Below are 19,009 nucleotides of genomic sequence, written 5' to 3'. Positions count from 1 at the left end.
CCTTCTCCTCATGATTCAGCTCGGGGATGGGTTGTTTTGCTTGCGAGGACCGATGTAGTCACCTACTAGGTAGAAATTCATATTTTCCAAGCTCAGCGCAGTCACTCTTCACTCGGGATTTGTCACTCTTCAGTTGGGGAGCGCCCCACCCCGTTGGCTCTGTTTCCGCCATGTAGTCAGTTGTGCACAATCGAACTTTGTTTCCGCAGGTCAGACATATCACTCTTCGGTCTGGTGAAAATACTCTCCCCAGGTGACTACAGGTTGACTACACGGTTTTCGAGATAGGAGAATAGATGGAATCCCAGCTCATCCATCCCGCTGACTACACGGAAACGGGCCATGCAACGATTGAGTGGGAATAGCAGAATCTGGCATGCCGCTCCCAAGCGCCCTGTTCAGAGCGCTGGCACATCCACTAAAAACCTCGAAGTGGCGCCATCAGAGCGTCGTCAGAGCGCCATCACAACCGTGTGAAATCCACAAATCCGAACTCGATAATCCGATTAACCCTGGAATAAAACCTTGCCCCGGCTTTTGGGATGGATATGTCAGTTGCAGATGATGGGAATAGGCGCACCTCCTTCCGTGTCGGAATCGGTGCGCCCATCATATGAGGAAATCATCTTCTATACTTTCCAAAAAATTCAGTTAAGTCCCTGTAAGTCCCGTCTGCATGATTTCTGCACAAATGCGAGTTTGGATTCGGCCTCGTTGGCGCTCTATGAATGTTTTCACCGGGACCTCTTTGAGATATCTATCCCGCGTATAAAGATCCTCCTCACGGCAAATTAAAACAGCAGGGCGGCAATGACGACGAATGTGGGGGTGATGGCAATGGCTCGCACGATTGCTATAGATGATCTAGGTGCAGATACATCGAGTGAAAGGGATTTCGCGGACACGCATATATGAGTGCAGACTGCTATCGCGAGAATCATCGATGCGAGTATCCAGACGGCTCCATCGAAGGGCGCGAGAACATGCGCGTCAATCATGCCCACTCCCGCCCATACGATCCAAGAAGCCTCCTTCCGCACCGTGCTCATAAGGTAAAGTGCACCCATCAGCTCATGGGCTGTGAACATGGCGCATATAAGCAGCGCAATTATGCCGTTCGACCGTCGGAGGATTCAAACAGTATTACAGCAGTCCCAGCAATTTCACGTAATGCGACACGTAGGAGGTCTCGTTGTCGAACCAAGCAGCAACTTCGACCAGGTATCTCCCGTCTCCGATATCGGAGACCTTGGTCTGAGTCGCGTCGAAGATGGAGTGCAGCTTCGTTCCCGCGATGTCGGACGAGACCAGCTCTTCGTTGGTGTAGCCGAATATGTCGCTCTCGCGTTCGCGCATCAACTGGTTCAGAGTATCGGCAGTAAGCCTTGTCTCGCCCTCTCCGCACACAACGGCATAGAGCGTGATCAGGCTACCGCGTGTTACGGGAACTCGGATCGCGTAGCCCGACAGCCTCCCTTGAAGCTCCGGCAATACCAGCCCGACCGCCTGAGCGAAGGCGGCAGAGGTGGGGATGATGTTCTCGCTTGCCGTGCGCGAGCGGCGCAGGTTGCCTTTGCGCTGCGGATCGTCGAGCACCATCTGCGAGGGCGTGAGGGCATGGATTGTCGTAGCGATGCCCTGCTCGATGGGTGCCACCGCATTGAGCGCCTGTGCGAAGGGGGCAAGCCCGACCGTGGAGCATGAGGCTGCCGAGATGACGTTGTCTTTCGCTGTGAGGATGTCGTCGTTCACGCCATACACGACAGTGGGCACATCGGATCCGGCGGCAGCCGATATCAGCACCTTCTGCGCTCCTGCCTCGATGTGCGCATGCGCCTTCTCGCGAAAGCAGTACGCGCCAGTGCAGTCCAGTACGACATCGACGGAGAGCTCCTCCCATGGGAGCTTCGAGGCATCCGCCACCCGGAGCGCCCTGATGCGCGAGCTGCCGAGCGATAAAGTGTCATCCGCCTCATCGTAGGACACGTCGCAGTCAAGCGTTCTGTATTCGGTGCTGTGCTTCAGCAGGTAGGCTATCGTCTCCATCGGCGCGATGTCGTTCACGGCGACGATCTCGATTTCGCCATGCTCCATCAGCGAGCGTGCCACCAAGCGGCCGATCCTGCCCATACCGTTTATCGCAACGCGTTTCATATCCGGTCTCCTAACTTCCGACGACAAAACAGATGAGGTTGATGATCTGAGGGAACAGCGCCATCACGACCGCTGCGCGCACCACCTGCATGATGACCACATCGGTGTTCCTCACGTGCAGGTCCTCCATGATGAGCGCCATGTCCGACGCGCCTGCAGGGGATGCCATGAGCATTCCCTCCTTGCGCCCGTAGCCGAAGAGCCTGCTCTCGAGCTTTCCTGCACCGAAGCAGTTCAGCGTGTATCCAGCGATGAGGATGAGCGCGGGCGCGATGAGGCCAGGAAGCCCTGCGAATCCCTCTGCGGTAAGGAGCGTCCCCAGATAGCAGCCGGCGAGCAGTTGGCATCCCTTCTTCACGACCTTGGGTATGAAGGCGAAGTCGAATGCCAGCTTCAGGATGGAGACCGCGACGATGGATGCCGTGAAGGTGAGACCGGGGATACCACTGAGCTTGCCAAGAGCGCCGAATACGAGGGCAACGGAGAGAGCGGCTATGGTAGAGCCGCTGAACTTCTGCTTCGACTTCACGCGCTTTGCGTCGTCTTCTGTCTTCGCATCTCCGGGGTCAGGATGTCCCTGGCGTACACGCAATCTGTCGAAGGCCTCGATCATGATAGGGAACACTCCGATGCCTAGCACCTGGCGGATGAGCTGCATGATGGTCACGTCCGGGGCGTTCGCGCCCATGGCAGCTGCCACGATGGGGGTGTCGTTGATGCCGCCGGGTATCGCACACATGAGGGCGGTCACTAGGCTTAAGGGAGACGTCGCCCAGATGAGGAACCCGACCACGAGGTTGAGCGCCAGGAAGATGAGAAGCAGGAGCACCATGGGCTTCAAGAAACCACGCACTCGCTCTAGGTCGCTGCGCTCAAGGGAGCATCCGACGAACGCCCCTGCGATTATCTGTACGAGGGTGCGGGTCTCGGTGGGCAGCCATGCTGCGCCCGTCGCTATGTTCAAGACCGACACACCGGCGAACGCGCCTATCATGAAGCCTGCCGGTACCTTGAGCTTCTTTGCGATGAGCCCGCAGGGCACGCCGACGCAAAGCGTCAGGAGCGCCGATATAAGAAGGCTGTCCACTTGCCCTCCTTCGTTGATTGATATTTGTGCAAGTATAATTCCAATCAGCATCTCACGATTCGTGCTGGTATCATTAGATCCTCGTATACATCGTTTCGTATCGTTTTGTAGCGTTTGGAGGTAGATCGTGCCAATGAACCAGGACGAAGCCCTGACGGCAGATGAGGTGGCCAAGCTGCTCAAGGTGAGCAAGGGCACGGTCTATGCCATGAAGGACAGGGGTGACTTACCCTCTTTCCTCGTAGGAAGGAAGCTCCGCTTCACGCGCAAGAGCGTGCTCGACTACATGGAGAGGAGCCAGACGGCGCAGGACGTGGCTGAAAAACCCCTTTCCTCTGAAATCCCACAGCCCGACAAGGGCAGAATCGTGATCTGCGGGCAGGACATAATCCTGGATGTGCTGTCGAACTATATGAACCAGGCCGGGCATCATACGCTGCGTGCCTACGTGGGAAGCTACGACGCGCTCTCCGCCCTCTACAAGGACGAGGTGCAGATAGCCTCCTCGCACCTTTGGGACGGCGAGAGCGACACCTACAACGTGCCGTATGTGAGAAGGCTCCTCCCAGGGGTTGCCGCGGTCGTTGTCAATCTGACCTATCGCACGCAGGGATTCTACGTCGCCAAGGGAAACCCGCTCGGCCTGAACGGCTGGAAGGATCTGGCGCAGCCCGGCATCCGCATAGTCAATCGCGAGAAGGGGGCGGGCTCTCGCATACTGCTCGACGAGCATCTGAGGATGCTTGATATCGATCCTGGCTCGCTGGATGGATACGACTCCGAGGTTCAGTCACATATCGCTGTTGCGAGCGCCGTGGCGAGAGGCCGCGCTGACGTAGCCGTGGGGAGCGAGAAAATCGCGCGCCAAGTCGAGGGCATCGACTTCGTGCCGCTGCAGAAGGAAAGATACGACCTCGTTCTCAAGAAGCGTGACCTGGATACCCCTCCCATGCGCTCGCTCATGGGCATCCTCGAATCGGGGTTGCTCAAAGAGGAGTTCTCTTCTCTCGGTGGCTACGATACCTCCGACATGGGCAAGATCATGTGGATCGGATAAGGCGTATGGAATCGTTTTTCGCTGAAACACCAGCTCAGATCCACTGGCTCAAATTGAGCCAGTGGATTTCGTGTTGTACGATCACAGTTTGAACGAGATCACCCATCTTCTAATAAGCATGAACTCAATATGAACTCAGATTTTTGCATTCTCGCAGGTCAATGAACTATTACACTATGCGAAATATATTCCTGAACTATTCCAGTGGAGTATTTTCGATGCAGCTGATGGAATTGCCTGAACTCAACCTGATTGCTAGCAGAAAGAACCCCCAGTTAAAGGGCTTATTCTTCTATAACGCAAGTATTCACTTTTGTCAGGAGATTTCACCTAAATCTAGGTGAGTTCAAAACGATACTGCAACGAGAAACGATGAGCTGGCAGTGCCCCTTACGCTCCCCTATGCGCCTTCCCCGCCTTCGATCTCGCAAACGCCCAGCTCGCGCAAGTAGGGCTGCCCCTCGCGATTCTCGAAGACGTTGGTGCTCTCGGCGAAAACCGCCCTGGGGCATGCCCTGCGCGCCTCCCCCAGGCAGTCAAGTGGAATGGCAATCGAAGGCACCTGCGCATCCCAATCCTGCGGTACGCGGCATGCTCGCGCCCACGCACGAACCGTCTTCGCGTCCTTGCCGAAAGCCTTTGCGCACTTCAGGAGCTTGTCCCCTTCGTCAAGGGAAAGCCAGGGATATGCGGCCTGCAAATCGACGTCCTCCAGAAACGCCTTGTTTTGCTGGAAGATCTGCCCCGTGTTCTTGTTGTCTGAGCTGCAGTAATGCACCCCCAGCTCAAACTGCTGCTCGTCGGCGTACTCGAGCAGCGCCAACGCCTCAGCCTCGCTGCCCGCAACGGGAACGCCCCCGCCGTACCAATAATCGTACAGGTAGTTGAACGGGTGCTTGCGCAGCTCGAAACCGCGCGCGCGGAACTCTTCCGCGTTGCAGAGAGGAAAGCAGAACTCGAGCAGGTTAATCCCCTGCACGCCCATCGCGTCGAGGCGCGAGAGAAGCGGCTTCATCGCGGCAAGCGTGCCGGGAATCACCGGCATCTCAACCATGACGTGCGGCAACGAGGACACAGCAGCCGCCATGCGCTCGAACACGGGCGCATCCGCACTCGCGACGTCTTCGGGCTTCACACTGAAGCGGAGCTCGTCGAGCCCCGCCTGCGTGAGCTGCTCCAGACACACGTCGTCAAGCAGATCGCCACACGTGTATAAGCGCACGTGAGCGGCGGGATACAGCTCGCGCGCCCGCTCGATGAAGGTCACGACCTGCTCCTTGTGCAGCAAAGGCTCGCCACCCGTGATAGCAAGGCAGTCAAATTGAGCGCCCGCATCGTGTGCAGCGTTGAGCTCGGACACGATATCGCGGCAGTGGGAAAGGAAATACTCGTAGTGATCCTGGTTGGGATTGAAGCAGAAGTAGCAATGGCGCGTGCAACGCAGGTCAATGAAAAACGTTGCCGTGCGCTCGCCGGTGCGGCATGCCAAGCACGCAGGCGATACCCATCCGCGCCACAGTGAGCCGCCCCCGTTCTCGCAATGACAGCCGCAGGCGCGGGCCACCTGTGCGCGACGCTCTCGGGAACAGGATTCCGAAGCCTCGAAGGGAACGCCGAAAGCGGCGACCGCTTCCTCATAATCGCGTTCTACCTGGTTGAATGCTTTCGCGTATTCCCGAACGTCCATCGCAATCCCTATTCGCCAATATGCCCCGCAAGCCAATCGAGCTGCACGCTATCGACATGGGCAACCATGACGATGCTCTGGGCAAATGCGGTATACAGTCCGCGCGCGTCCCGTTCGATCACCTTTTGAGCGAACGCGTTGACCCACGTGAGCACATGCGCTTCCAAAAACGCCTTGGAATCCTGCAGCGCCTTCCAGCATTCGGAATCGCGCCCGTCGGCATACGCCTCGTACGCGCGAGACCCCATGCAGCTCAGATATCCCAGCATAGCCGCAATGTGGTCATCGGGGAACTGCTTTTCAGCTTGAAGTTTCAAACCGGCGGCATGATACGCCGCGCGAACATCGAGCGTGCTGCACTGGAACAACGTCTGCTCGGTGCCCACGTACGGCGACTCCCACATATGAACATAGCAGTCCCCAGGAATCTGGAAGAGCTTCGCGTAGTCGCCCTCCATCTCAGACGCAAGCGCCGCCACGGCATCCGAAGGCAGGTCCCCGTGCTCGTCATAGCACGCCAGAACCCCCCTCGCACAATCGTCGAGCGAGCGATCCATCTTAGCGAGAGCGCACTTGCTGTCAACGGACAGGTCCCCATCAGAGATCACGGCAGCCTCGTAGGTGAACATCTCGCGAGCCTGCGAACCAAAGAGCTTCGCAACGAAATCGGGCGAGCAGTTGCCGCCGAAGACCGCATGAAGCAGATCGTAGAGGTACGCGCGGCGGGCAAGATCCATACCGATGCGGCTTTCGAGTTGTTGATCAGGCATAACGCCGCTCCTTTCAAGGGAAGGCCGTCCCTTCTCGCCGCAGCGAGAACACGGGCAGTCAGCTGTACCAGGTAATACTACACGACAAGAAAACGCCGCGCCGCAAGCGAGATGCGGCGCGGCGGCAAACAAACTCCGGGTTCTACCAGATCAGCTCGACAGCAGAGCTATCGAACGCAAGATCTTTGGTCTTGACGAGAAGGTTCGGCTGGGTCAGATCGGGGCTCGGGAGCACCACGATGGTGCCCTTGTCCAGATCGTTGCCATACTTCTTGCGAAGCTCGTCGACGTCGCCGGCGTCAAGCGCACGGTTCGGGCAACCCGCAACGCAAGCGGGCTGATTACCGTCGGCTCGCAGGCCGTAGCAGCCGTCGCACTTGCCGGAAACGCCCTTCTCGGGGAAGTACTGCGGATGGCCGTACGGGCAGCTCATCACGCACATACGGCAACCGATGCACTTGTTCTGGTCCTGAACGACAGTGCCATCTTCGGCCTTGCTGATCGCGCCCGTCGGGCAGTTGGCCAAGCAGATCGGGTTCTCACAATGGTTGCAGCTGCCAGAGTAGCTGTACGACTTAACGTTGGGGAACGTGCCGACCGTGTAGCTCTTCACATTGCGATACAGGGTTCCGACCTCAAGACGATTCTTGTCTTTGCACGCCACTTGGCACGCGCGGCAGCCGATGCAACGCGTCATATCAAAGTAAAAACCAAAAGCCATGATTCCCTCCTTAGCCAAGATTCAGGATGCGTGCATCGGTGTAGCAGTCGTCTTCCAATGCAGGGCCATCGTATTTCTCGAAATTACAGTTATTGTTGTTGTAGCTGGTCACGCCGCAGCCGGAAATGTTGTTGCCGGTGAGGTAGTTGTCAGCGCCGCCCTCGTCGATGCCAGTCTTCTCGTTCAGGCGAACCCAAGAACCGTGCGGAATGCCGACTTCGCCGGGCATGAGGTTCTCCATGCAGCACGCCTTGCGCAGCACTTCGCCGTACTTCGTCCAGACGCGCACGGTGTCGCCATCCTCGATTCCCTTCTCCTTCGCGTCAGACGCGTTCAGGAACACGGGGTTCGCCCAAGCCTCGCGCAGCCAGGGGCAGTTGTCGAAGACGGAGTGCGAACGACGGAAGTAGTGCGGGTTGAACAGCAGGTACGGGTACTCGCCCTTCTCGCCACCGATCTTGCCGTCCTTGAAGGTGGTCTCGTAGCCCGTGCCGGGAACGAGGTACTCGGGGTACGGCGCGTAGGTGTGGTCGCACAGGCCGATGCTGTTGAACAGGTCGGCCTTCGCCTGGCAGGTGATCTCGAACTTGCCGCTCTTGGTCTTGAGCGGGTTCTTCTCAGGGTCCTTAATGAACGAGGCGTAGCCCAAAAACGAGGAGTACTTGTCGTCCTTCTTGCGCTCCACCTGGTAGCCGCCGTTGGAGACGAACTCGTTCAAGCCCACGCGGCCGGTCTGGGTCTTGCCCTCGACGCCCCACTCCTCGAGGTCGGCCTCGGTGACGGTGACGAGCGGCACGTACTTGCCGGAGTTGTCGTCCGCGATGACCGTGGCGCCCGCGATGCTGTTGAAGAACGCCTGCTTCGGGCTGATCGGGTACACCGTCTTCGGGTCAACACCGATGGCCTCCATGATCAGGGAGTTGATCTCGACGTCGGTCTTCGCTTCGAACAGCGGCTCGGTGACCTGCGAGAAGCAGAACAGGAACTCGCGGTTGGAAGCGGAAAGGCCGCCGGGAACTTCCCACTGGGTGGTGACGGGCAACACGATGTCGGAATACATCGCCTGCGTGGTCATGAACTGAGCCTTTGCCAGAACGAAGTCCATCTTGCGATGCGCTTCGATGCCGCGCTTCATGTTCGGACCGGTCTGCAGGTAGGCGTTCTCGTCATGGATGATGCAGTGGATGTCGCACGTGCGATCCTCGCCAGCCTGCGAGCCCTTGCCGGAGTACCAGTCGCCGACCATGCGATACTTGCCGGTCAGGCACGCTTCCCACACCTGGGGCCCGGGAATGACGCCGTCGATCTCGTTCTTCTGACTCGGGTAGCCCGAACTGCCGCCCTTCACCAGGGCGGGGCCGCCATTACCGGCGTTTGCATGGTAGTTGTTCGCGGTGCAGTTGCCGGGCTTGCCCATGTGGCCGCCCATAGCGCCAAGCGTCATGAACAGCTGCGGAACGTTCTCGCACGCATCGCAACGAGCGGCGGCGAAGTTGTGAAGCAGCCAGACGTTTTTCTTCTTGCCGATCTCGCGAGCGAACCACGCGATCTTCTCAACGGGAACGCCGCAGATGGCAGACGCCCACTCGGCGTCGTGCTTCACGCCGTCGTACTTGCCTTCCAGATAGTCGGCGAAGTTGACGTCTTCCTTCAGGTCTTCAGGCTTGTGGTCGGCATCGAAACCGACGGTGTATTTGTCCAGGAACTCCCAGTCGACGATGTCGCCCTCGGCCTTGTCCAGGCGGATCATCTCAGAAGCGACGCCCAGCAAGAACGCCGTATCGGTGCCGGTGCGGATGGGAATCCACTCGGCGTCGAGCATCTGGGCGGATGCCGTGTAGATCGGGTCGACGGTGATGAACTTGACGCCCGCTTCCTTCGCGCGGATGTAGTGGTAGCTCGGCGTACCGGCGGCAGACCACGCGGGATTGGAAGCGTAGAACACGATGGTGTCGGCGTTCAGCATGTCGGTGCGGTCGTTGCATACGCCCGCGTCGGTGCGGGGAATGCCGATGGTGTCGGCGGTGTTCAGAAGGTAGGCACCATGGGAAGTGGTGTCGGCGGTGCTGGTGTGCCCGCCCCATGCCAGAAGCGGCGCAAACGCGAGGCGCGAGCCGTAGCTTCCCAGCAAAAATGCCTGGCTACCGTACTTCTCCTTGATGGTCTTGAACTGGTCGCCAATGTAGCTGATGGCCTCGTCCCAGCTGATGCGCTCCCACTCATCCTTGCCGCGCATCTCGCCGTTCGGGTTATCCGGCGACCAAGTCTTGCGCTTGATGGGATACTTCAGGCGATCGGCGCCGAAGCACTGCTGCTGCTGCGCCTTGCCGCGCACGCAACCGCGCTGCTGCGGATAATCGAAAGAGTCTTCGTGCGTATCGTCGGTCTTCTGGCGAATCACGGCGCCATCTTTGACCATGACCTTGTTCATGCAACGGCCGCCGCAGTTGTGCCAGCACGCTGCCGACGTCCATTCGCCGCCCTTCGCGGGATCGACGGGCATGCCCTTTGCGTCGGTGGCCTCAAGGCTGGATTCCGCAGAGCAGCCAGTCGCCGCCAGACCCGCGACGCCAGCCATAACAGCAGCAGAAGCACCCAAGAAACCACGACGGGAAATGTTGTTCGTACTCACTGTTGGTTCCCCCTTTCTGCTTTCCTACATTGCGCAGGTCGCGTAGAAACCGTAGCGGGCAATGGCAACGCCAATCACCAGCAGGGCGCACACGACGATCGCGAGCATTTTCTTGTTGTTGAACTTTGCGCTGGCAAACACCAGGATCGCGGACGCAATCGGAGCGATGACCAGGCCCGCGATCTGCATGGCCGGGTTCAAGCCCGCGCCGGAGAAAGCGGCGATCTCGAGCGCCAAACCGACGGCGAGCACGACGTCGACGGCGACCAGCGTGTACATGACCGGCTTCTCGGCGATGTCAGCCGAACCGAAAGCGGCGCACAGGCCAAGGCCCATCGCCAACGCGCCAGCGACAAACGTCAGAACGGTCGCGGGAGCGTTGCTCCACACAGCGTTGCCGTACACATCGATGTATGCCGTGCCCATGAGCACGATGACGAGCACCGCCGCAATCGCGCCGATGACGCGCAGAGCGAACGGGCTGTCCTTCTTCACGAAGGTGATAATGAGGTCGATAAGCGCCAGAATGAAGAAGAGGCCTGCAAGCAGCACCTCCTTGACCATGCCGGAGCCGAAGTTGACCGTGCCCGCACCGATGGACGCAAATGCGCGGGAAAGGCTGTGGACGTGCGTCGCGGCGGCGATCATGCCGATGGCGAACAGCACCACGACGACCAGAGAAACGAGCCACGGACGCTCGCCCTTGCGGGTGCGCTGGAAGCAAGTTTCGAACACGTAGGCTCCTGCCGCTAGCCCTCCCAGCAACGTGAACAGGAATAAGGATTCAAGACCCATGTTTCCCCCCTTAGTATCTCTTTGGCGCCCGCGTCGTGCGGGTAGCCCTGCTTTGCGGAACGCGCCTCGCCCGCACGTTCCGCCTATTCGATAAGCGGTTCATCCATGTGGCGACAAAGATGACCTTTCACCGAATATTTGCCCAGGATCTCAGCTGGCGATCCTTTTCGTGGATTGTAACAAAATTGTCGCACGACAATCAATAGTGTCGTGCGACAATTTCACGTGTTGCTATTCTATCTTGTGGATAATTGGGGGTTTCGCTATCTACTTCGTCGGCTCCTCGCCCGGCTTTGCGTTGAAACCGTCGCTGTAAGCGCTGGGAACCACCAGTGCCCCATCGTTGTCCTGCATGCCCTCGTAGGTGAGGTGCATCTTGCGCAGCGTCAGGGCGATGTCGTCGTGGCTGTACGATTGCGCCACGTCGTCGAGGATCGCGGAGATGTCCTTCTCGGCCTCCATCAGCGTGATGCGCGCGCTCTTGCGGCATTCTGCCTGCGCCTCAAGCGAGATCACGTCCTGAAGCTCCTTGGGGATGATGAGGTCGCGCACCTCGACTGACACGATGGAGATGCCCCAATCCGATACCTTCTGCTCCACGGCTTCACGAAGCTCCTGGTCAAGCTGATGTCGGCGCATAACCACGTTCTGGAGCGACGCGCGGCCGATGGCGTCGCGCAGGGCCGTTTGCGCGGAAAGCGCCACGGCGAAGTGGCAGTCTTGCACTTCGGTGCAGGCCTTTTCGGGGTCCCAGATAACCCAGAACAGCACAGCGTCCACGTCGAGCGGCACAAGATCGCTGGTCAGCGCCTCCTCAGCGCCGAACGGCGTGGCATTCATGCGCTGATCGACGCGCAGCGTGCAGAATTCGAACAACGGGATGGTGAAGAACAGCCCTGGGCCCGCAAGGCGGTTGAAGCGGCCGAGGCGCATGACCACGACGCGTTCCCAGTCCATGCACACATGTACCGAAGACAGGACGGTGAGGCCCACGATCACGGAGACGATGACCCCTGTGAACGTGAACTTCCCGAGCACGAGGATAGATGCGGCGAGCACGATCGCGAACGCGACAAGGGCGAGCACCACAGAGATCATCACCGCGCCGTTTCGCGTGGCTTTCTTCGTCGGGTCGGAGCGATACGCGTCCGCCGCAACGCCGAACTCCATTTCAGAGCGGCGATACGTGTCCTTCTGCTCCTGAGGGTGGGTCTTATCCTTGAGCTTTCTCATGATCCTTCTTCATCCTCCTTACGCACGAAGACACCATCTTCGGAATGTCGTCATATGCCATGCCGTTTTCGATGCAGCCTTTCACGAACTCCTCGACAAGCGCGTCTACCTCGGGCGCGGGTTTCATGATGGCGCTCGAGTCGTTCACGAACACGCCGCTGCCGCGCACCGTGGTCACGAAGCCGTCGCGCTCGAGCCCCATGTAGGCCTTGCTCACCGTATTGTACGCAATGCGCAGGTCAGCTGCATATTTGCGCACCGTCGGCAGCTTCTCGCCCGGCTCGTAGAAGCCCGACGTGATGAGGTAGGCCATGCGATTGCGCAGCTGTACCCACAGCGGCAAGTCGCTGGACTCGTCGAACGAAAACGGCGGTATTTCTTTAATCTGCTGCTTCACGTTTCCCTTTTTCTTGCACTTACCTCATATGCTCGGCGGCATTGCGTTCCCTTGCCTTCCATTCCGTTCTGCGCCCCTCCCCCGCTATGGCGAAGGCGCCACGCCGCATGCGACGATGGCGATTCGAAGGCAAAGCCCTCCGACCAGCGCCAATGTGGCAACTCCCGCGGCAGCGGGGGTGGGAATCTCCCGCTTGCGGGCCAGGGACGCCGCTTCCGCAACAAGGGGAATCGCGAGCCCGCAGGCGACAAAGCCCGCCCAAAACGTGGTCGACAGATCGCCTTCAAGAAGCCGCATGACCGCCATCGGGGCGCTCCCCTTCCCGAAGGCGAGCAAAGCGACGATGGAGACCACCTCGAGCAGGATGAACGCGATATCGATCCAGGCGAGCAGGCGGGTCATGATGCGTGTCACGCGCACATCTTCGCAGGTGCAGGCCGCAAGCATAACCACTGCGCAGCCGCACGAGAGCGCCGATGCCGCGAACAGGACGGGCAGCCACGCCGACTGCCAGACTTCGACCGAGATGACGCTTTGGAGAAGCAAGCCCGTGTAGACCATCACGATGACCGCAACGGGAAGACCTGCCGCCTTTGCGGCAAACGAGACGACGCGCACCCACTTCGGCAGCACGAAAATGGTGTCGGCAAGGGCGATTGTCAGGAAGACGGTGAGCAGCGTCAAGGCGAAAGCGCCGATGGAAACCAGGCTGCTCGTCGGATAGAGAAACAGGAAGAAGAATGCTTCGGGACGTCCTAGGTCTGCGACCAGGCATAGCTCGCCTGTGAGGACGACGATCAGCGCAGTTCCGTACACAAACCGGCGAATGCGACGGTATGTTGGCTCGGAAATCACCGATTGCGGGGCAAGAAACGTTCTGCCGTACTCGCCGCGACGATGGGCTTTCGCGGCCTTGATGACGTCGAAGAGAGCGGTGAGCGCGAAGGCCCCGGCGGCGGTCCCGCCCAGGAAAAGGTAGATGGCTATCAACTTGCTGAAAACCACGCAGCCCCTTCCTTGTTGCAGCCTTGCTCGTTTTGTCAACGATAATCTACCATATGTTTTGCCCGAGAGGCGCTTTTGTCGCACGACAATTTAGATTCCGCAACGATTGCGCATCCCGGAGCGGTGCCTTTCCAGCTCGTCTGAAGCGCAAACGGCAGTTCGTGGTCAACTGGACGAGTTGTGCGCGCCTAGTTTCTTCTCGTGGTCTCACGGAAAATTTGCGACCAGGCCTTTTGCCGGCAGAGGTGCCCCAGCTGAGATCACGGGGCGCGAAAACGCCGGTCTTCCGCAACAAAAACGTCGCACAACTCGCTCAGTTGACCACGAACTTGGGTTTCGCTTCCCCGAAGATGTGCTTGATTATAAATTCAGAAAAGTGCGGTTACTCATGTCTTCTAATTTCGGAAAAGTGCGCTAATGCGCTTCTGTCAGCACGCCGTCTTCCACGTGAAGGCGCATGGTGGCGAACTCGCGTGCCTTTGCGCGATGCGCGGCGACAAAAATCGTTTTACCAGGTAGCGAGGCTATATTGGCAAGAACTGCCGCTTCTGTCGCGTCATCGAGCGCGCTCGTGACCTCGTCGAGCACCATGATGGGCGCACCCGAGCACACCGCACGCGCAATCGCCAGGCGTTGCAGCTGCCCCTGAGAAAGGCCCTGCCCGTGCTCGCCGATCATGGTGTCGAGCCCTAGCGGAAGCTCTTCCACGAAGCCCCATGCACACACCACTTCGCACGCACACTTGACCTGGTCGTCGGTCGCATCGGGAGCGGCGAACGCCACGTTCTCGCGAATCGAGCCTGCGAACAGGAAGTTGTCTTGCGGCACATAGGCGAACACGCCAGGCGGCACCTGAGATGCGGCGTAGGCGGAAACGGCGATCGTAGCGCCCGCAGGGGTGTCGGCAAGAGGTGCGCCCGCAGAGAGCGCGGCGGGTGCGGAAGTCGCGGCACCTTCGGAAAGCTCGTACGCGAATCCGTCCGCATCGTAGGCGCCTAACAGCAGCTTGAACAGCGTGGATTTCCCGGAGCCGGATGGACCTTCCACCACCACGAAGGAGCCCTTGGGAACGAATACGTCAGCGCAGGTCAAGCTCACGGGCTCTTCTCCAGAAGGAGCCTCCATCCCCCCTGCGGGCGCAGGAGCGCCTCCTGCCTCCTCGCCATCGTAGGAAAACGCCAAATCGCGCATCCGCACGCCTGAGAGCCGCTGATAGAATTCCTCAGCCGTCACGAGCAAGCAGCCTTCCGAGCGCGGCAACTCCGCCACCTCCATCAGGCGCTCCGCCGACGCGAGCGTCTGATACAGCTGCGGCAGCATGCCCGATAAGCTGGAAACCGGCGCCTGAATGCGCGCCACCAGCTGCAGCACCGCCATGAGCGTGCCGTAACTCATGGCGCCGTGCAAAAGCTCGAACGCGCACCACGTGAGCGCCACGGCGTACAGCGCGTTGAAGAAGAACGAGAAGCTCGCGTTGGCGGCGATCGAATACCCGCGGCGGCGCATCTGTGCGGTGAAATGGTCCTCCTGCAGCGTGTCTGCGCGCGCGCTCGTGGCAGGCTGAGCCCCGAACGAGCGGATGACCAGCTGATGCTCGAGCGCCTCTTGCAGAAACACGCGCACGGCGCCTTCCTTTTCCTGCACGGTTTTGTGCAACGCCTTCAACCGTCCGCGCAGCGTGCGCGCCAGCACGAACGAGAGCAGCGCGGCGACAGCGAACAGGGCCACCATGGGCGGGCTGATCAGCGCGAGCACCGCAATGGCGAACACGAGCTGCATGAGCATGGACACGAAGCTCGGGATGATGGTCGCCACGCCGTTCGATACGACCTGCACGTCGGAGAACATGCGGTTGGAAAGCTCACCGGAATGGAAGCGCAAAACGTTGCCAAAGCGCGCGGCGAAGATGCTGTCAAGCAGCGATTTCCGCAGCTCAAGGGCGAAACGGGCCCGAATGCGCTCCTGGGTGCTGTTGATAGCCAGGCGAAGCACCAGCTGCGCGATGATAACGCCAGCAAGTACCGCCGCACTTGCCAGCAAGCCGTCGACGTTTCCCGCGACCGCCTGGTCGATAACGGCACGGCACGCCAGCGCGAAGCTCACGAGCACCGCCGCTTGCACCGTGCAGAGCACCGACAGTGCAACGATGCGGCCATGCTGCGCCCTCGACTGCGTGAACAGCCACGCGTAGGTGACCTTGTCTTGCTCGCGCGCCTCCGCCCCGCGCGTCATTTTCGCCCCGCTTCGCTCGCAGCGTCACGTTTACGCAGGCCACACACCGAAAGCACACGCTTGCCAACGCGCCTCACCGCAGCGTTTACGCCCTTGCACACCTTGCGTGCGGGGAACAGTGCCACCCACAGCTTCGAATACGCATGGTATCCGCGGGAGGTCTCGCAATCGATGCGGCGGCCGTCGCGATAGAAGCCCCGCAGCACGCCGAGCACATCCTCGCGAGGGATGTATTCCAGCATGACGCAGTTATCTCCGCAGATCACGTAGCCTTTTTGGGGACCTTTCCCGTAATGCCCCACCACGCGATGCAGCACGTACTTCTCACCGCGGCGGTAGAGCGCCACATCGTAGCGACGCAGCTCGCGATCGACTGGCACCACCATCATCACGTCATGGCGGTTGCGCAGCATCGGCCACATGGAAACGCCCACGGGCGGCCCCATGTAGAAGCCCTCGGATGCGAGTACGTCCTCGATTTTGCGCAGCTCATCAGGGGCGGAAGACCCACCCGCGTCAGGCGCCGCTGAGGGTATGTCTTTTTCGCATGTCATGAATCGCTTGCCGGATGGAACCTAACGGTTAGGCTCCTACTCACCAAGGAGGTCGGCGTCGCGAAGCTTCTCCAAAAATGTCGCCACGTCGGCGCACGCCGTGTCTTCGTCGACAGCGTATTCCGCCAGCAGGGCCTCTACCAGCGCATCTTCCGTGGTATTCGCACCGAGCTGCTCCCACAGGAACGCGCCCGTATCGTTCAGACGAATCATGCAATGGCGCTCCATGCTGGCCTCGCCCACCGGCACGACCACGTGCTGGCTACCCACTTTGTTCACAATGAAACCGTCTTTAATCTTCATGCCCAGATCCTTCGCATCGATGCATTCGTTTGCGCCCATTATCGCACAGCGTCATCTGGAACGCCGCGTCAAAGGCGGCAGGAGTCGGCGTGCAACGCAGCACGTAGAACGGCACGCTGCTCACCAACCTATCGAGTAAATCAAGCTGGCGAGCAGCCAAAGCAGGATCATTCGGCATCAGAATCTGATTCATGATGCGCGCGATGATTTCCCCGTCATCTTCCAAACGGGACAGTCGGTCCGGCTCGCCCGGCTCGCAGCGCTCGATAAAGCAAACGGCGTGAAGGGGAACGCTCGTGTTCTGCCCCCAGTTCTCCTTGCCGCAGTACGGCGTGCCGTACGCAACGAACTCACCCGCCAGCTGGTCGCAGGCGACCTCGACAGCTTCCCCACCAGGCGTCTCGTTCGGCGCCCCAGCGTCTTTCGCCTCGCCGCCTTCCCCGCTTTGCCACCGAAGAATGGGCTTGTCGCCGTTCACGACCGTCACGTCATCGCCGAGCGCTCGCATCCACTGCGCGACGTGCGTGCTCTTGCCCGTCCCGCTTTTCGCCGCGAACGCGAACCCGCGACCCCTATACGAGACGACCGCCGCATGCAGCAGAAACGCGTCGTAATCCAGCATGCGAGTGCAAATCTTGCGGTAGAGCGCCAGCGACTCGCAATATGCGGGCGAGAAAGTGCCCCCATCGTTGTTCTCCGCCGCAATCTCCTCCAGCGTCGCCGATACCGAAAAATCACATTCATCAGGGGAGGCGTTAGCAATGTAGTCCGCGCAAAGCCGCTCGGAGAACGCATAGCGGTTCTCGATAGCGACAAGAACCTCGGCTATTTGGACGCAGAACATAAACTTCGCTCCTTGGGAAGGCGGCAGAACAGGCGGGCCGCGCGCGGCCAGCGGCGGCACGGACGGGCTGCACAGCCGGCACGGACAGGTTGCAGGCAGCTAGCGGGCTGCACGCGGGCGGCGGCAGCAACCGCAACAACTCTCGAATTGCACGGTATAAAGGCATTTCTCGATTCGCGTTTAACGCTGTTATATTATAGGCGCACAGGAAGAACGCACGACTGATTGTCAGGTTCGCAAGTAATTTCCACGTGCGCGCATGCTGCAACGAAGCAACGAGAGGAAGAATCCGTGGAGCTTTCCGCCGCCGAAGAATACGCGATCAGAATCATCGCCGCCGAAAGCGCCCTTCAACATGCGACGCGCGATGAGGCTCGCGCGGTCAAGGCTCCCGGCCCATTTTCCGTCCCCGACGGTTTGTGGCCTGCCGTGCAGGCGGAGCTGGAAGCGCAATCCGTCATCGGCTATCCGGCAAACGCCGTCGAATCCCTCGGGCTCTCCCCCGCCGACCAGGCGGAATACCTTGCGCGCGCGGGCAAGAACCTGTCGGGCTGGTATCGCCTCATGATGGCGCAAGACAGCGTGCTCGCCGAGTTTCGCCAGGCAGGCATCCCCGTTGCCGTGCTGAAGGGCGCGGCCGCTGCGGCAAATTACCCGCAGCCGAACAGCCGCAGCATGGGCGACATCGACCTCATCGTGCCGCCCGACCACTTCAAGCAGGCGTTTTCGCTCCTGGAGCGCTTGGGCTGGGAAAACGATATTGAGCTTGAAATCAATCCGCGCCACGCGGGCTTCAAGAAGGCGGGCTGTCCCGAAATCGAGCTGCATCGCTATTTCAGCACATGCACCAACAAGCAGCAGGCACGTTTCCTTGACCAGGCCATTTACGACGCCATCCCGCGCGCCGAATGGACTGATGTCGCAGGCTTCAGCGTGCCCGTGTTGCCGCCGCTCGAGAACGGCCTGGTGTTGCTCGCGCATGTCAACCAGCATCTAGGTTCGGGTCTGGGGCTTCGCCAGATTCTGGATTGGCAGATGTTCGTCGACGCGCACTTGACCGACGAGCTTTGGGAGCGCGGCTTTCAACATGCGGCGCAGCAGATCGGCATGGAGAAGCTGGCGGTCACCACAACGTGGCTTTGCCGCACCTACCTGGGGCTTCATACGTCGGCAACATGGTTTGGCGAAGCCGACGCGCAGCTTGCGAGCGACCTTCTGCTCTACATCATGCAGAGGGGGAACATGGGGCGCAAGATGGAGCGCGGCGCGCAGGCAACCCGCACAGTGCTGCACAGCTTCCGCAGCCCCGCGGCATTGGTTCGCTATCTTTACGAGGGCGGGCGCGCTCATTGGGCGCCGGCGCGCAAGCACGCGTGGCTTGCTCCAGCCGCGTGCCTCTACCAAGTGGGGCATGTTATCCGCAAGGGACTCTCGCGCAACGCGAGCATGAGCGAGCTCGTCACCGACGCACGTAGCGCGCAAGAAGACATCGACCTGCTCAAACGCCTTGAGGTTACCAGGATGTAGGAAGGCGAAGG

General features: G+C 59.9%; 16 protein-coding genes. 2 read left to right on the top strand and 14 right to left on the bottom strand.

Features of this window, described 5'->3' with window-relative positions; all coding sequences use genetic code 11:
• Positions 1-1,143: 1,143 nt before the first annotated feature.
• Both Q0I65_RS03370 and Q0I65_RS03365 read right to left on the bottom strand, forming a co-directional pair.
• Positions 1,144-2,154, bottom strand: a complete 1,011-nt coding sequence (locus Q0I65_RS03370) for a glyceraldehyde 3-phosphate dehydrogenase NAD-binding domain-containing protein (RefSeq protein ID WP_296059811.1) — start codon at positions 2,152-2,154, stop codon at positions 1,144-1,146.
• Positions 2,155-2,164: 10 nt separating this feature from the next.
• Positions 2,165-3,241: an AbrB family transcriptional regulator gene (locus tag Q0I65_RS03365; RefSeq protein ID WP_296059809.1), complete on the bottom strand. Its 1,077-nt coding sequence runs from the start codon at positions 3,239-3,241 to the stop codon at positions 2,165-2,167.
• Between the two features lie 133 nt (positions 3,242-3,374).
• Between Q0I65_RS03365 and Q0I65_RS03360 the strand changes: the two genes are divergently transcribed.
• Complete coding sequence (locus Q0I65_RS03360; RefSeq protein ID WP_296059806.1) at positions 3,375-4,298, top strand: helix-turn-helix transcriptional regulator; 924 nt, start codon at positions 3,375-3,377, stop codon at positions 4,296-4,298.
• 400 nt (positions 4,299-4,698) lie between these two features.
• On the opposite strand, the gene Q0I65_RS03355 is transcribed toward Q0I65_RS03360, so the two are convergent.
• The 12 genes from Q0I65_RS03355 to Q0I65_RS03300 all read right to left on the bottom strand — a co-directional run bounded on the left by Q0I65_RS03355 (position 4,699) and on the right by Q0I65_RS03300 (position 17,471).
• Positions 4,699-5,985, bottom strand: a complete 1,287-nt coding sequence (locus Q0I65_RS03355) for a radical SAM protein (protein WP_296059803.1) — start codon at positions 5,983-5,985, stop codon at positions 4,699-4,701.
• Between the two features lie 8 nt (positions 5,986-5,993).
• Entirely contained in the window at positions 5,994-6,755 is a 762-nt protein-coding gene (locus tag Q0I65_RS03350; protein WP_296059801.1) for a molecular chaperone TorD family protein, read from the bottom strand.
• A 142-nt stretch (positions 6,756-6,897) separates the two neighbouring features.
• Complete coding sequence (locus tag Q0I65_RS03345; RefSeq protein ID WP_296059800.1) at positions 6,898-7,476, bottom strand: 4Fe-4S dicluster domain-containing protein; 579 nt, start codon at positions 7,474-7,476, stop codon at positions 6,898-6,900.
• A 10-nt stretch (positions 7,477-7,486) separates the two neighbouring features.
• Positions 7,487-10,108, bottom strand: coding sequence for a molybdopterin-dependent oxidoreductase (locus Q0I65_RS03340; RefSeq protein ID WP_296059798.1), 2,622 nt, complete (start codon positions 10,106-10,108; stop codon positions 7,487-7,489).
• 24 nt (positions 10,109-10,132) lie between these two features.
• Positions 10,133-10,903, bottom strand: a complete 771-nt coding sequence (locus tag Q0I65_RS03335; protein ID WP_296059794.1) for a DmsC/YnfH family molybdoenzyme membrane anchor subunit — start codon at positions 10,901-10,903, stop codon at positions 10,133-10,135.
• Positions 10,904-11,170: 267 nt separating this feature from the next.
• Positions 11,171-12,136 (bottom strand): SPFH domain-containing protein, encoded by a 966-nt coding sequence (locus Q0I65_RS03330; RefSeq protein WP_296059791.1) that lies wholly within the window; start codon positions 12,134-12,136, stop codon positions 11,171-11,173.
• Entirely contained in the window at positions 12,117-12,533 is a 417-nt protein-coding gene (locus Q0I65_RS03325) for a GntR family transcriptional regulator (RefSeq protein ID WP_296059787.1), read from the bottom strand. Before Q0I65_RS03325 ends, Q0I65_RS03330 begins: the two co-directional genes overlap by 20 nt.
• Positions 12,534-12,617: 84 nt before the next feature.
• Entirely contained in the window at positions 12,618-13,538 is a 921-nt protein-coding gene (gene nrfD, locus Q0I65_RS03320) for an NrfD/PsrC family molybdoenzyme membrane anchor subunit (RefSeq protein ID WP_296059785.1), read from the bottom strand.
• A 414-nt stretch (positions 13,539-13,952) separates the two neighbouring features.
• A complete protein-coding gene (locus Q0I65_RS03315) occupies positions 13,953-15,770 on the bottom strand; it encodes an ABC transporter ATP-binding protein (protein WP_296059783.1) in 1,818 nt (605 codons plus the stop codon).
• Entirely contained in the window at positions 15,767-16,324 is a 558-nt protein-coding gene (locus Q0I65_RS03310; RefSeq protein WP_296059780.1) for a hypothetical protein, read from the bottom strand. The genes Q0I65_RS03315 and Q0I65_RS03310 overlap by 4 nt, the downstream gene beginning before the upstream one ends.
• 36 nt (positions 16,325-16,360) lie before the next feature.
• Complete coding sequence (locus tag Q0I65_RS03305) at positions 16,361-16,627, bottom strand: PqqD family protein (RefSeq protein WP_296059777.1); 267 nt, start codon at positions 16,625-16,627, stop codon at positions 16,361-16,363.
• Positions 16,617-17,471 carry a hypothetical protein gene (locus Q0I65_RS03300; protein WP_296059774.1) on the bottom strand — a complete coding sequence of 285 codons (855 nt, stop codon included), beginning with the start codon at positions 17,469-17,471 and terminating at the stop codon, positions 16,617-16,619. The genes Q0I65_RS03305 and Q0I65_RS03300 overlap by 11 nt, the downstream gene beginning before the upstream one ends.
• Positions 17,472-17,762: 291 nt before the next feature.
• On the opposite strand from Q0I65_RS03300, the gene Q0I65_RS03295 reads away from it, so the two are divergent.
• Positions 17,763-18,998 (top strand): nucleotidyltransferase family protein, encoded by a 1,236-nt coding sequence (locus Q0I65_RS03295; protein WP_296059770.1) that lies wholly within the window; start codon positions 17,763-17,765, stop codon positions 18,996-18,998.
• Positions 18,999-19,009: the final 11 nt, after the last annotated feature.

Origin of the sequence: uncultured Ellagibacter sp. (assembly GCF_934643285.1) — a bacterium.
In the GTDB taxonomy this organism is placed as follows: Bacteria; Actinomycetota; Coriobacteriia; order Coriobacteriales; family Eggerthellaceae; genus Ellagibacter.
Note: the sequence above shows the minus strand (reverse complement) of the source record. Positions and strands in the feature narration are given on the sequence as shown.